Below are 14036 nucleotides of genomic sequence, written 5' to 3' on the forward strand. Positions count from 1 at the left end.
CTTTCGGCCTTTGAATCGAAGGACATCATGGGAAAGAACCTAAGCGGCGCGCCGCAAGCGGGCATCGACGCCATCGATCGCGAGCTCATCGCCGTGCTCGCGAGCGACGGGCGTATTGCCGTGAGCGAACTGGCGAAGCGCGTGGGGCTGTCGGCGCCGAGCACCGCCGAGCGCATGCGGCGGCTCGAAACGCAAGGCGTGATTCGCGGCTTCACCGTCGATATCGATCCGCGCGCCCTCGGCTATACGCTGCAAGCCATCGTGCGCGTGCAGCCGCTGCCCGGGCAGTTGCATCTCGTCGAAGAAGCGATCCGGCGTATTCCGGAATTCGTCGAATGCGACAAGGTGACGGGCGACGACTGCTTCGTGTGCCGTCTCTATCTGCGCTCGATCGAGCATCTCGACGACATTCTTTCGCGCGTGACCGAGCGCGCCGCGACGAGCACGGCCATCGTGAAAGCGACGCCTATCGAAAGACGCCTGCCGCCGCTCGGCTGAACACCGCGCGTTTTTACCCGCGGACGAACGGCGTTACACTTGAGGCGCTTGCCGATGCATCACAGGTCATGCGCGAGAGGAACGAACATGAGTGACTTCGACGCCAACCGCACCTTCCGCGGGCTTCCGCTGACATCCGAGCAGGATGCCGAAGTACGGCATTACATCAAGAAGAAGAAGCAGCGCGGCGAGCCGTGGGATACGCCCGAACTGGAAGCGATGCTGCAGGACATGCTGGAGCCGCCCGCGGACGAAGACAGCGTCATCGACGACGAGACCGACGAGGAAACACGCTCGGTGGCGGAACGCGCGTCCGCGTTCATCGATGAAGGCATGGACCCGATCGAGAACAGCGAGGAATGGCACGCCGCGATGGAAGCGGAAGCGATGAAAGGGCCAAGGCGCTGACGCGCTCGCATCGCGCAAAAAAGCGCCGGTCGATGCCGGCGCCCTATCCGTTTAATTCATGTCCCGCTGCTAATTCAATGTCTGTGCCGCCAGTCGCGCGGTGGGTGCGTATCCAGCCAGCGCGCTTTCGGGACATGGATATGCGGGTGCCGGTGATGCATCACGAGTACCACCGCGACGCATAACACCAGGACGACGCCCGCCATCAGGCTGATCATCGGCTCGGCCATCGCTACCTCCTCTTTTCGGTCCAGGGGCGATGCCTGTATTTTAGGCGCTGTTTGCGCTGCCGATTCATGCGTCGTGCGAAAGCAAAGCACAAAAGCATCTTTGCGCCGCAATGGCATCGGAAAGCGTGTCGCGTGCTTGTGTCCTATAGTGCTGTTGCAGGCGAACCGACGATCACGAAAACTGGGAGACGCAGCATGGCGACATGGAAACCGGATCCGAGCTTCTACCCTTCCCCGCGGCTCGCGGCGAAAGCACCGCGCGAAACGCTTGCCTACGTCGCGACGTTCGATCCCGAGCGCCAGGCGCCCGACAAGATCGCCGTCGTCGACGTGGATCCGGATTCGCCGGACTATACGAAGATCGTCGGCGAAATCGCGATGCCCGACACCGGCGACGAGTTGCATCACTTCGGCTGGAACGCGTGCTCGTCGTGCCTGTGCCCGAACGCGCCGCATCCGCACATGGAGCGGCGCTATCTCGTCGTGCCGGGGCTGCGCTCGTCGCGCATTCATATCATCGACACGAAGCCCGATCCGAAGAAACCCGTCATCGTGAAGACGATCGAGCCCGCCGAGCTTGCGGAAAAAACCGGTTATACGCGTCCGCACACAGTGCACTGCGGGCCGGGCGGCATCTACATCACCGCGCTCGGCAACGCCGAAGGCAAGGCGCCCGGCGGCGTTCTGATGCTCGATCAGCAAAGCTTCGATCCGCTCGGCCGCTGGGAAGTCGATCGCGGCCCGCAACAGCTCGCGTATGACGGATGGTGGCATCTCGGCTACGACACGATGGTCACGAGCGAATGGGGCACGCCCGATACCTTCGAGAACGGCCTCGTGCCCGACTTGCTGCTCGGCGCGAAGTACGGGCGCAAGCTGCATTTCTGGGACTTCACGAAGCGCAAGCACATTCAGGAAATCGACTTCGGCGACGAATATCAGCTCGTGTTCGAGTTGCGCCCCGCGCACGATCCGACCAAGGCATACGGCTTCGTCAACTGCGTGATCAGTTTGAAGGATCTGTCGTCGTCGATCTGGACCTGGTATCGCGACGGGGACAAGTGGGCGGTGAAGAAGATCATCGACATTCCCGCCGAGCCCGCCGATGCCGATGCGTTGCCGCCGCTGCTCAAGGGCTTCGGCGCAGTGCCGCCGCTCGTCTCGGACATCGATCTGTCGATGGACGACCGCTTTCTCTACGTGTCGTGCTGGGGTACGGGCGACATGCTGCAATACGACGTCTCCGATCCTTTCGCGCCGAAGCTGACGGGCAAGGTGCGTATCGGCGGCATCGTCGCGCGGGCGACGCATCCGGGCGCCGCGAATGGCGCGCTGAACGGCGGACCGCAGATGGTCGAAGTGAGCCGCGACGGCCGCCGCGTCTACTTCACCAACTCGCTCTACGGCGCGGTGGATGCGCAGTTCTATCCCGAGGGCATCGACGGCTGGATGGTGAAGCTCGACGCCGATCCCGACGGCGGCCTTTCCGTCGACGATAAATTCTTCATCGACTGGCCGAAGGGACATCGGCCGCATCAGATCCGGCTGCAGGGCGGCGATTGCTCGTCGGATTCGTACTGCTATCCCTGAACGCCGCGAGCCGCCTCGCATGGATGCCGCTTCGCCCGCGCTCCTCTTCACGGCCGCGGGCCTCGGCGCGTTTCACGGCCTCAATCCGGCGATGGGATGGCTCTTCGCGGTCGCGCTCGGTCTTTATGCGCGCAGCCGCCGCGTTGCGCTCGTGTCGCTCGTGCCGATCGCGTTGGGTCACGCGGCATCGGTCGCGCTCGTGCTCGCGGGCGCGCTCACGCTCGGCATGGTGATCGGCCATGACGTGCTCGCGCGAGCATGCGGAACGCTTCTGATCGGCTGGGGCGTGTGGAGCGCGTGGTGCGGGCATCGCGGACGGCCGACCGTCGGCATGCGCACCGGGCTTGCGGGTCTCGCGCTGTGGTCGTTCGTGATGTCGAGCGCGCACGGCGCGGGGCTGATGCTCGTGCCGGCGCTGTTGCCGCTATGTAGCGGCACGGTCTCGAACACGGCGTTCGAAGCCAGCGCGCTCGCGCTGACCGTCCACACCGCCGCGATGCTCTGCGTGATCGCCGCGATCTCTATGTTGGCGATGTCCCTTCAGGAGCGCGGCGGTCTTGGTTTTTTGCGAAGCGGCTGGATCAATGTCGACTGGATCTGGAGTGCGGCGCTGATCGCATGCGGTGTGTTTTTGCTCGTCTAAGGCCGTGTCCATGCACGTGCTCAGCGCTTTTCCGAGTCAAGAAACAATGCATTGGTGCCTTGCACGCGATAGCTCAGTTTCGTCGACATTGGAATATAGGCGTTTAGTGGCTCTGCATGCACGATGCGCAATGCCCGATTGCACTTTGCATGCACCGCGCAAAATTCAATCGCGCCGCGATACCTCTTCGGCGCTCGGCAGTTCGACCGTGGTCCAACCACCGCCCAGCGCCTTCACGAGCGCGACGCTCGCCGCCATGCGCCGCCGCTCGATGCGCACCGCCGTGCGCTGATCCGACAGCACGATCGCTTGCGTCACCACGACGCTCAGATACGTGATCGCGCCGTTCTCGTAGCGGTTGCTCACCTTGCCGAGCGCGCGCTGGGCGGCATCGACCGCATCGCGCTGTGCTTCGCTTTCGCGGCGCAGCACGTCCAGCGCGTTCAGGTTGTCTTCCACTTGCCCGAACGCGGTCAGCACCGTCTGCCGATAATCGGCGACGTTCTCGTCGTAGGCGGCGCGCGCCGCGTCGCGAGCGGCCGCCCGTCCGCCGAAATCGAGCACCGTGAACGCAAGCTGCGGACCGAGCGACCAGAAGCGGCTCGGCGCTTCGAGCCACGACGAAAAGTGCGTCGCTTCGAGACCGCCCGTCGCGGCAAGCAGCAGGTTCGGGAAAAACGCCGCCGTCGCCACGCCGACGCGCGCATTCGCCTCGGCGACGCGCCGTTCCGCCGCCGCGATATCCGGCCGCCGTTCGAGCAGCGCGGACGGCACGCTGAGCGGCAACACGGCGAGCGCGGCGGACGGATGCGGCGAATGCGCTTCGTTGAGCGGCGCGACATCGAGCGTGAAGTTCGACGGATTCTCGCCGACGAGAATCGCGATCGCGTTGACGAGGCTCGTGCGTGAAGTCTCCAGATCGATCCGTTGCGCCTGCGTCGCGCGCAACTGCTCTTCCGCCTGCGCCACGTCCGATTCCGCCGCGACGCCGCCCGCGAAGCGATCGCGCGTGAGTGCGAGCGCTTTCCCGTAGGCTTGCAGCGTAGCGTCCAGCAAGCGCTCTTCTTCGACGATGCCGCGCAAGTCGAAGTAGTTGGTCGCGAGCTCGGCCTGCATCGACAGAATCGCGCTTTGCAGGTCCGCGGCGCTCGCCTGCGCTTGCGCGCGACCGCCTTCGACGGCACGCGAGATGCGCCCCCACAGATCCGGCTCCCAGGAGATTTGCGCATCGACCAGATAGTCGGGCACGGTCACGCCCGCGCTCGATTTGTACAGCACGTTCGACGACGCGCGCGACTGATTGAATGCAGCATTCGCGGTGATCGTCGGGAAGTAGGCCGAACGCGCTTGTGCGGCGGCCGCACGCGCCCCGCGAAAACGCGCGGCGGCCGCGGCAACGGTCTGATTCGCGCTCATGACGCGTTCTTCGAGCGCGTTCAGTTGCGGATCGCCATAAGCCTCCCACCAGGGCGCACGCGGCTTCGCGTCGGCGGGTTGCGCGGGCTTCCAGTCTTGCGATGCCGCAGCGGATGCAGGCGGCAGATCGGACGGCGTCTGCGACTTGTATGCCGCGGGCACCGGCACGTCGGGCCGGACGTAGTCCGGACCCATTGCGCAGCCGCCCAATGCGCCGATAGTTAGCCATGCAACGAGTCGGACCGATGCGCGAATCATCAGGATTCGTTTCCTTCCGCTTTCGCCGCCCCGCCGCGCGCGCCCTCGCTCGCAGGCGCGGCCGTATTCGCGCGGCCGATACGCACCGCCGCGCCGTCGATGATCGAATCGGGCGGATTCACGATCACGCGCTCGTCGCCCTTCAAGCCGGAAACGATGGACACGCGTGTGCCATAGTCCGTGCCGAGCGTGATCGGCAGAAGCTTCACGCGATTGTTCGCGTCGACGCTCGCCGCATGCACGCCATCGGGCCGAAACAGCAGCGCATTGCCCGGCAGCGTGAAGGACGGATTCGCACTCGTCAGACGAAAGCGCACTTGCGCATACGCACCCGCGAGCAACTCGCCCGTCGGGTTCTTCACATCGACCTCGACACGCATCGTGCGCGCGACGGGATCGACCGCGCCCGACGTGCGCACCGTGACGCCGTCGAACTTGCGATTGCGCTCTTCGTTGAGCAGCAGCTCCGCGGGCAAACCGACCGAGATCATGCGCGCATACGCCTGCGGCACATCGACGAACACGCGTAACGTCGACGCATCCTGAATGTGAAAGAGCTCGCGGCCCGCGGCACCGCTACCGGCATCGATCAACTGGCCGACATCGGTATTGCGCGCCGTGACGACGCCATCGAATGGCGCATAGATCTTCTGGAACGACACGAGCTGTTCGAGCCGCGACACGTTCGCCTGCGCAGCATTCAGCGCCGCTTCCTTCGCGAGCATGTCGCCGTTTTTCTCATCGGTTTCCTGATGCGACACCGAGTTGTTCTTCAGCATCTCGGCCCAGCGTTGCGCCGTCGTCTTCGCGAGAAGATAGTTCGCGCGCGCCGTTTGCGCATCGGCGCGAGCCTGGCGTAGCTGATCGTTGATCTCGGGCGCATCGATCTCCGCGAGCAACTGGCCCTTCTTCACCTTCGTGCCGATATCCACGGTCCAGCGCTTCAGGTAACCATTCGTGCGCGCGAAGATCGGCGCATCGGAGAACGCGCGGATGTCGCCGGCGAGCACGAGATCCTGCGACGCCTTCATGCGCGACGGCTTGATGATCTCCACCGTCTGCATGCCATGCTCGTTCGCATCGCGCTCGAGTTCCGCATGCGCCGCGCGCCGCGAGAGTATGCCTTGCGCGACGAGCGCGACGATCACCACGAGCGCGATCACGAGCCATAAGCGCCCTCGCCGCTGATTGCCCGATCGTTGCGAGCCCTGCTCTTTCATTCTTGCTCCACCCACTGATCGATTGCTTATTGGATTGTTCTAGTGCGCCGCTTCACTGGCCGCCGCGCCCGGTCCCTTGCCGCGTGCTTCCATGCGCCGATAGATCATCGAGAACACGACCGGCACGAAGAACAGTGTCGCGACGGTGCCGACCATCAAGCCGCCGATCACCGCGCGTCCGAGCGGCGCATTCTGCTCGCCGCCTTCGCCGAGACCGATCGCCATCGGCACCATGCCGATCATCATCGCGAGCGCCGTCATCAGCACCGGCCTGAAGCGCGAATAGCCTGCTTCGAGCGCGGAGCGCACTGCATCGCCGTGTTCGGCGAGCGCCGATCGCGCGAAACTCACCACGAGAATGCTGTTCGCAGTCGCGATGCCGATACACATGATCGCGCCCGTCAACGCGGGAATCGAGAGCGTCGTGTGCGTGAGGAACAACATCCACACGATGCCCGCGAGCGCGCCCGGCAATGCCGTGATGATGATGAACGGATCGAGCCACGACTGAAAATTCACGACGATCAGCAGGTACACGAGCACTACCGCAAGAATGAGGCCGAACGCGAGACCGGAGAACGAACCGTTCATCGTTTCGACCTGGCCGCGCATCTCGATCGACGAGCCTTTGGGCAACTGGCCGCGCGCTTCGTCGATGATGCGCTGCACGTCGTCGGATACCGCGCCGAGATCGCGCCGCTCGGTCGTCGCATAGAGATTGATGGTGGTCTGCGCGTTGTAGTGATACACGACCGCATCGCGCGCGCTGCGCGACAACGATGCGAGCGCGCCGAGAATATTGGTCTTGCCGCTCGGCGATGTGACCGGAATGTTCGCCACCGATTGCAGCGAGTCCATGTCGTATTGCGGCGCCGTCGTGATGACGTTGTAGCTCACGCCGTTCACGGGATTGAGCCAGAACGTGGGCGTCGTCTGCTGGCTGCCCGATAGCGTGATGAGCAGGTTGTTCGCGACATCGCGCTGCGTGAAGCCCGCTTGCAGCGCCTTGGTGCGATCCACTTCGACATTGATCGAAGGCAGATCGGACGGCTGCTGGATGCGCGCATCGACGAGCCCGGGCACGCGGCGAATCTTTTCCAGCAAGCGGTTCGCGAGCGCGCGATTGGCTTGCGCATCGCGTCCGGTGATCGAGATGTCGATCGGCGCGGGAACGCCGAAGTTGAGGATCTGGCTCACGATATCCGCGGGCAGGAACGAGAACGTCACGCCGGGAAACTCTTGCGGCAGGCGCTTTCGCAACTCGTGGATATAGCCTTCTGTCGGCGCGTGATCTTCGTTCAGGCTGATGAGCACGTCGGCGTCGGCGGAACTGACCGTGCCCGTGTTGCTATACGAAAGATTGATGCCGGACACCGGCAAGCCCATGTTGTCGATAATCGAGCGAATCTCGCCGCGTGGAATCAGTTGCCTGATGCGTGCATCGACGCGATCGGTCAGTGCCGCCGTTTCCTCGATGCGCGTGCCGGTCTTCGCGCGCAAATGCAGGGCAATCACGCCTGAATCGATCGACGGAAAGAAGTCACGTCCGAGGAACGGTGCCAGCCCGAGCGAGAGCAGACAGCACAGCAGGAACAGCGATGCGAAGCGTCCCGGATGCATGAGGCGCGCTTCGAGAAAGCGTCGATAGCGACTGCGCACGGATTCGAAATGGCGCTCGAACGCGAGATGAATGCGCACGAACGGATTGCGCGAGCCCTTCATCGATTCGACATCGCCGCCCATGTGCTCGTGATGACGCAACAGGTATTTTGCGAGCGTCGGAATCAGCGTGCGCGAGAAGAAGTACGACGCGAGCATCGCAAACACGACGGCCTCGGCCATCGGCACGAAGAGGTAATGCGCGACGCCGGTCAAGAGGAACATTGGAATGAACACGATGCAGATCGAGAGCGTCGATACGAGCGTCGGCACCGCAATCTGTTGTGCGCCATCGAGAATCGCCTGCTCTAGCTCCTTGCCCTGCTCCAGGTTCTGGCTGATATTTTCGATTGCGACTGTCGCATCGTCGACGAGAATACCGACGGCCAGCGCAAGACCGCCGAGCGTCATGATGTTGATGGTCTGCCCGATCGCGGATAGCGCGACGATGGACGTCAGCATCGAAAGCGGTATCGAGATCGCGATGATGAGGGTCGCGCGCCAGCTCCCGAGAAAGAGCAGGACCATCAGCGCGGTCAGGCCCGCTGCGATCACCGCTTCGCGCAACACGCCCGTCACAGATGCGCGCACGAAAAGCGATTGATCCGCGACCGGCTCGATCTTGAGCGACTCGGGCACCATGCCGCGCAACGTCGGCAACAGGTTCTTCACACGCGCGACGATATCGAGCGTCGATGCATTGCCGCTCTTGTTGATCGTGAGTAAGGACGCGCGCGTGCCGTCCACGCGCACGATATTGGTCTGCGGCTGAAAGCCGTCGCGCACATGCGCAACGTCCTTGATATAGATCGTGCCGCCCGGACCCGTGCGGATCGGTATGTCGTTGAGCCCTTCGATCGAGCCCGGGCTCGCATTCAGTCCGACCGAGTATTCCGTCGAGCCGATCTTCGTCGTGCCCGTCGGCAGAATGAGGTTCTGCGCGCTGATCGCGTTGACGACATCGGTGGGCGCGAGGTTCTTCGCCTGCAGCTTGCGCGAGTCGATATCGACCATGATCTGCCGCTGCTTGCCGCCATAAGGCAGCGGCACCGATGCGCCCTGCACGGTCGCGAGTTGCGTCTTCAGGAAGCTGTTGCCGAAGTCGTAAAGCTGCTGCTCGGTGAGTTCCGCCGAGGACAGCGCGAGCCGCAAAATCGGCACCGTCGATGCATTGAAGCGCAATATGTTCGGCGGCGTGATGCCTGGCGGCAGCGAGCGCAACTGCGTCTGCGAAAGCGCGGTGATCTCGGCGATCGCTTCATCGACGTTCGCGTTCGGCTGAAAGTAGATGCGAATCACCGCGATCCCCGGCAGCGATTCCGACTCGATATGCTCGATGTCGTTCACCGCCACCGACAAGCCGCGCTCGTAATTCAGCGTGATGCGGCGCTCCATCTGATCGGGCGGCAGACCCGTGTACGACCAGATGACGCTGACTACCGGAATATCGATGTTGGGAAAGATATCGGTCGGTGTGCGCAGAATGACGAGCGGACCGATGATCAGCAAAAGCAGCGACAGGACGATGAACGTGTACGGGCGCTTGAGCGCGAGTCTGACGATCCACATCTAAGTTCTGCCTGTCCCGTTTGATGTTCGTTTGTTCGCATACAGTCCGCCATTGCGCGAATGCACCCGCTACGATGACACAACAGAAGCTTACAAAACAATTCGCGCAAACGGTTGCGAGGGTTTATGCGGAAGTATTTCTGCAGAAGAATGCGAGGCCGCACCAAAATGGTGGGAATCGGATGGCGCCTCGCCGAACGCGAGGCGCTTGCTTGAACCGCCGTTCAGACGGTCGCGGGACGCAGATCGAGCACGCGTTTCGCTTTGCCCGTCGCGGTCGTCGGCAACTCGCCGGAATCGAGCACGCGCACTTGCGTCGATACGCCGACCATCGTCTTGACGCGACTTTGCAGCTCGCGTGAAAGACCGGCACGCTCGCTGTCGTTCAACGTCGCACAGACTTCGGCGCGGGCTTCGACGGAAACCGACAGCGCATCCATGTGGCCCTCTCGCGATACGCACAGTTGATATTGGCCGCTCAATCGCGGAATCGCGAGAATCAATTCTTCGATCTGGCTCGGGAACACATTCACGCCGCGAATGATGAGCATGTCGTCCGAGCGGCCCGTGATCTTCGCGAGGCGGCGCATCGAGCGCGCGCTCGGCGGCAGCAATGAAGTGAGATCGCGCGTGCGGTAGCGGATCATCGGCATGGCTTCCTTCGTGAGCGAGGTGAAAACGAGCTCACCCGTGCTGCCTTCGGGAAGCACTTCTCCCGTCACCGGATCGATGATCTCGGGATAGAAATGATCTTCCCAGATGGTCGGGCCATCCTTCGTTTCGATGCATTCGCATGCGACGCCCGGACCCATGATTTCCGAAAGCCCGTAGATATCGAGCGCCTGAATGCCCGCGCGCGTTTCGATCTCGCTGCGCAAGCCCTGGCTCCAAGGCTCGGCCCCGAAGATGCCGATCTTGAGCGACGTGTTCGCCGGGTCCATGCCCTGGCGCGCCATCTCGTCGAGCAGATTCAACATGTACGAAGGCGTGACGAGAATGATCTTCGGCTCGAAGTCGCGGATCAGTTGCACCTGCTTCTCGGTCTGGCCGCCCGACATCGGCACGACCATGCAACCCAAGCGTTCCGCACCATAGTGAATACCGAGGCCGCCTGTGAAAAGGCCATAGCCGAAGGCGTTATGCAGAGTATCGCCCTTGCGGCCGCCCGCGGCGCGAATCGAGCGGGCGGTGACATTGGCCCATGTGTCGATGTCCTTAGCCGTGTAGCCGACCACCGTCGGCTTGCCCGTCGTGCCGCTCGATGCATGCACGCGCACGACCCGATCGCGCGGCACCGCGAAGAGACCGAACGGATAGTTGTCGCGTAAATCGGTTTTCGTCGTGGTCGGAAATCGCGCGAGATCGGACAGCTCGCGCAGGTCTTCGGGATGCACGCCTGCGGCATCGAATGCGCGGCGATAGTGCGGCACGTTTTCATAGGCGTGTCGCAACGTCCACTTCAGGCGTTCGAGCTGCAGCGCCTGAAGCTCGTCACGGCTCGCGCGCTCGATAGGTTCCAGTTCGCTTTGCTGTGCAATGGATTGGACCACGTTTGTCTCCTGCATGATTGATCGATGAATGAATTCGCTCTAGTGGAAGCGTTGCCCCGAATAACGCAAGGCCGCGATGAGCGGCGACGCGCGATAACGGTCTTCGCCGTAATGCGCCGCGAGATGGAGCAACACATCGTGAATGCGTGCGATGCCGATGCGCTCGCCCCATGCAAACGGTCCGAGCGGGTAGTTGACGCCCTTCTCCATCGCAAGATCGAGATCGGCGCTCGTGCAAACGCCCTGATTCACCGCGTCCGCCGCTTCGTTGACGAACATCGCGACGGTGCGCATCACGGCCATGCCTGCTATATCGTTCAATGACACCACGGCATAGCCGGCCTTCGTCAATGCGCCGGCCGCGGCGGTAGGCATCGTCGGAACATCGACGCGCACGCGCGAGCGCGACGCTTTGCGCGGTCGCATAGTCGAGCGCGAGATCGATCAGCACGATGTTGTCGATGCCGAGCGCATGCGCGCGTTCGGTGGCGGTGCGGCCATCGGTGAGCAAGAGCCAGGCGTCGTCGATCTGCGCGATAAGGCCGGGCATATCGTTGCGATTGGGGCTTCCTTCGTCGAGACGCGCTTGCAGACGCTCGTACAACGGCGCGCTTTCACCGGGCACGATCGTCGATGGCGTGCGTACCTGCACCTCGATGCGCGCGGCAGGCTTCGCGGCATCGGCGCCATAGTCATAGAAGCCGCGACCCGTCTTGCGACCGAGAAACCCTGCGTTCACGAGTTCCTGCTGAATCAGCGAAGGCGTGAAGCGCGGATCGTTGAAATACGCGTTGAACACCGATTGCGTCACGGCGAAGTTCACGTCGTGACCGATCAGATCCATCAGCTCGAACGGGCCCATTCTGAAGCCACCCGAATCGCGCATGACGGCATCGATGCAAGCCACGTCCGCGCCTTGCTCGTTGAGCACGCGCAGCGCTTCGGCATAGAACGGCCGCGCCACGCGATTGACGATGAAACCCGGCGTCGACTTGGCATGAACCGGCTTCTTGCCCCATGCGGCCGACGTGGCATACACCGTCTGCACGACATCATCCGATGTAGCGAGTCCGCTTACGACTTCGACGAGCGCCATCAGCGGCGCAGGGTTGAAAAAGTGCATGCCGACCACGCGCGACGAATGCTTCAAGGGCGCGGCAATCGCCGTGATCGAAATGGACGATGTGTTGGTCGCGAGTATGCACTCGGGCGACACGATGCTTTCGAGTTCGCTGAACAATCCCCGCTTGACGTCGAGCTTCTCAGCGACGGCTTCGATGACGAGCGATGCGGTGCGCAAGTCCGCGAGGTTCGTGATGATGCGCACGCGGTCGATAGCCTCGTGTCCCGTCGTCTGATCGAGCTTCTTCTTGTCGATCAGACGCTGCACGCTCGTCGCAATGCTCGCGCGCGCCTTGTCGAGCGCTTTAGCGTCGAGATCGTAAAGCAGCACGATGTGTCCCGCGAGCGCCGCGACTTGCGCGATGCCCGCGCCCATCGCCCCCGCGCCGATCACGCCGACGACAGCCGATGTCCGGATGGCCTGTGTCATGTTTCGCCGCCCTCAGACGCGCTCGATCGCGATCGCGATGCCCTGGCCCACGCCGATGCACATCGTGCACAACGCATAGCGGCCGTTGCGGCGCTCGAGTTCGTACATCGCGGTCGTGACGAGACGCGCGCCGGATGCGCCGAGCGGATGGCCGAGCGCGATGGCGCCGCCATTCGGATTCACGCGCGGATCGTCTTCCACGAGGCCCAGTTGACGCAGCACCGCGATGCCTCGCGATGCGAAGGCTTCATTCAGTTCGATGACGTCGAATTGCTCCAGCGCGAGCCCCGTGCGCGCGAGGAGCTTCTTCGTCGCGGGCGCGGGACCGATGCCCATGATGCGCGGCTCGACACCCGCCGTCGCCATGCCGACGATGCGCGCGCGCGGCGTGAGTCCATTGCGCTTCGCCGCTTCTTCGTTCGCGATGATGAGCGCGCATGCGCCGTCGTTCAACCCCGATGCATTGCCCGCGGTCACGCTGCCGTCAGGACGCACGACGCCCTTCAGTTTCGCGAGCGTTTCGAGCGTGGTTTCGCGCGGATGCTCGTCGCGATCGATCGCAATCGTTTCGCCCTTCTTTTGCGGCACGTTTACCGCAACGATCTCCTGCGCGAGCGTGCCATCGGCCTGTGCGCGCGCGGCGCGCTGCTGGCTGCGCAGTGCAAAGCGGTCCTGCGCATCGCGCGTGATGCCGAAATCGACGGCGACGTTCTCAGCGGTTTCGGGCATCGAATCGACGCCATAACGCTCGCGCATCGCGCGATTGATGAAACGCCAGCCGATGGTCGTATCGAAGATATCGGCCGAACGCGAGAAAGCGCTCGACGCCTTGCCCATCACGAAAGGCGCCCGTGTCATGCTCTCGACGCCGCCCGCGAGATACAGCGCGCCATCGCCCGCCTTGATGGCGCGCGCGGCGCTGCCGACCGCATCCATGCCCGAACCGCACAGGCGGTTGATCGTCGAGCCGGGCACGTCGATGGGCAAGCCCGCCAGCAGCCCCGACATGCGCGCGACGTTGCGGTTGTCCTCGCCTGCCTGATTCGCGCAGCCGTAGAGCACGTCGTCTACTTGCGCCCAGTCCACCGATGCGTTGCGTTTCATGAGCGCGGCGATGGGCACGGCGCCGAGATCGTCGGCGCGGACGTCCTTGAAAACGCCGCCATAGCGGCCGATGGGCGTGCGAATCGCATCGCAAATGAAGGCTTCAGTCATGGCAAATCTCGATGTGAGGATGATCGATCGCAGCGAAGCCGCGCAATGGTTGCATTGCTAACGACTTCTCGCTTGAATTGATTGATTTGGAATCTTCGGCTTCGTGCGCATCGTTGCGATGCGCGTCTTTCGAGGGAATCAGAACGGCGTTTAACGCTCGTCGAAACTCACGACCACCCGCTCACTCACCGGATGACATTGGCAAGTCAGCACGAAACCGTCGTCGAT

Annotated in this window: 10 protein-coding genes and 1 pseudogene; 4 read left to right on the forward strand and 7 right to left on the reverse strand. The window is 63.1% G+C overall.

What is annotated here, in order from left to right:
* Positions 1-27: 27 nt before the first annotated feature.
* Together NCS28_RS07220 and NCS28_RS07225 are read left to right on the forward strand one after the other, a co-directional pair.
* Positions 28-498: an Lrp/AsnC family transcriptional regulator gene (locus NCS28_RS07220; RefSeq protein ID WP_250513179.1), complete on the forward strand. Its 471-nt coding sequence runs from the start codon at positions 28-30 to the stop codon at positions 496-498.
* 87 nt (positions 499-585) lie between these two features.
* Complete coding sequence (locus NCS28_RS07225; RefSeq protein ID WP_250513180.1) at positions 586-906, forward strand: hypothetical protein; 321 nt, start codon at positions 586-588, stop codon at positions 904-906.
* 74 nt (positions 907-980) lie between these two features.
* Here the strand turns inward: NCS28_RS07225 and NCS28_RS07230 are convergent, their stop codons facing one another.
* Entirely contained in the window at positions 981-1136 is a 156-nt protein-coding gene (locus tag NCS28_RS07230; protein ID WP_250513181.1) for a hypothetical protein, read from the reverse strand.
* Positions 1137-1331: 195 nt separating this feature from the next.
* Here NCS28_RS07230 and NCS28_RS07235 point away from each other — a divergent pair, with 195 nt between their 5' ends.
* Together NCS28_RS07235 and NCS28_RS07240 are read left to right on the forward strand one after the other, a co-directional pair.
* A complete protein-coding gene (locus NCS28_RS07235) occupies positions 1332-2726 on the forward strand; it encodes a selenium-binding family protein (protein WP_250513182.1) in 1395 nt (464 codons plus the stop codon).
* A gap of 19 nt (positions 2727-2745) precedes the next feature.
* Positions 2746-3369: a hypothetical protein gene (locus NCS28_RS07240; RefSeq protein WP_250513183.1), complete on the forward strand. Its 624-nt coding sequence runs from the start codon at positions 2746-2748 to the stop codon at positions 3367-3369.
* A gap of 165 nt (positions 3370-3534) precedes the next feature.
* On the opposite strand, the gene NCS28_RS07245 is transcribed toward NCS28_RS07240, so the two are convergent.
* From NCS28_RS07245 to pcaF, 6 genes and pseudogenes are all read right to left on the reverse strand, one after another.
* Positions 3535-5043 carry an efflux transporter outer membrane subunit gene (locus NCS28_RS07245; RefSeq protein ID WP_250513184.1) on the reverse strand — a complete coding sequence of 503 codons (1509 nt, stop codon included), beginning with the start codon at positions 5041-5043 and terminating at the stop codon, positions 3535-3537.
* Positions 5043-6263, reverse strand: coding sequence for an efflux RND transporter periplasmic adaptor subunit (locus tag NCS28_RS07250; protein WP_250513185.1), 1221 nt, complete (start codon positions 6261-6263; stop codon positions 5043-5045). Before NCS28_RS07250 ends, NCS28_RS07245 begins: the two co-directional genes overlap by 1 nt.
* A gap of 39 nt (positions 6264-6302) precedes the next feature.
* Positions 6303-9491, reverse strand: a complete 3189-nt coding sequence (locus NCS28_RS07255) for an efflux RND transporter permease subunit (protein WP_250513186.1) — start codon at positions 9489-9491, stop codon at positions 6303-6305.
* Between the two features lie 224 nt (positions 9492-9715).
* Positions 9716-11056, reverse strand: coding sequence for a phenylacetate--CoA ligase PaaK (paaK, locus tag NCS28_RS07260; protein ID WP_250513187.1), 1341 nt, complete (start codon positions 11054-11056; stop codon positions 9716-9718).
* Positions 11057-11080: 24 nt separating this feature from the next.
* Positions 11081-12593: pseudogene (locus tag NCS28_RS07265) on the reverse strand (3-hydroxyacyl-CoA dehydrogenase).
* Between the two features lie 12 nt (positions 12594-12605).
* Positions 12606-13808, reverse strand: coding sequence for a 3-oxoadipyl-CoA thiolase (pcaF, locus tag NCS28_RS07270; protein WP_250513188.1), 1203 nt, complete (start codon positions 13806-13808; stop codon positions 12606-12608).
* Positions 13809-14036: the final 228 nt, after the last annotated feature.

The sequence above is a fragment of the Caballeronia sp. INDeC2 genome, from assembly GCF_023631325.1.
In the GTDB taxonomy this organism is placed as follows: domain Bacteria; phylum Pseudomonadota; class Gammaproteobacteria; order Burkholderiales; family Burkholderiaceae; genus Caballeronia.

Coding starts and splice junctions, on each gene's coding strand:
- NCS28_RS07230 (WP_250513181.1), bottom strand. CDS start 1,136: ATGGCCGAGCCGATGATCAGCCTGATGGCGGGCGTCGTCCTGGTGTTA.
- paaK (WP_250513187.1), bottom strand. CDS start 11,056: ATGCAGGAGACAAACGTGGTCCAATCCATTGCACAGCAAAGCGAACTG.
- NCS28_RS07245 (WP_250513184.1), bottom strand. CDS start 5,043: ATGATTCGCGCATCGGTCCGACTCGTTGCATGGCTAACTATCGGCGCA.
- NCS28_RS07250 (WP_250513185.1), bottom strand. CDS start 6,263: ATGAAAGAGCAGGGCTCGCAACGATCGGGCAATCAGCGGCGAGGGCGC.
- NCS28_RS07240 (WP_250513183.1), top strand. CDS start 2,746: ATGGATGCCGCTTCGCCCGCGCTCCTCTTCACGGCCGCGGGCCTCGGC.
- NCS28_RS07255 (WP_250513186.1), bottom strand. CDS start 9,491: ATGTGGATCGTCAGACTCGCGCTCAAGCGCCCGTACACGTTCATCGTC.
- NCS28_RS07235 (WP_250513182.1), top strand. CDS start 1,332: ATGGCGACATGGAAACCGGATCCGAGCTTCTACCCTTCCCCGCGGCTC.
- pcaF (WP_250513188.1), bottom strand. CDS start 13,808: ATGACTGAAGCCTTCATTTGCGATGCGATTCGCACGCCCATCGGCCGC.
- NCS28_RS07220 (WP_250513179.1), top strand. CDS start 28: ATGGGAAAGAACCTAAGCGGCGCGCCGCAAGCGGGCATCGACGCCATC.
- NCS28_RS07225 (WP_250513180.1), top strand. CDS start 586: ATGAGTGACTTCGACGCCAACCGCACCTTCCGCGGGCTTCCGCTGACA.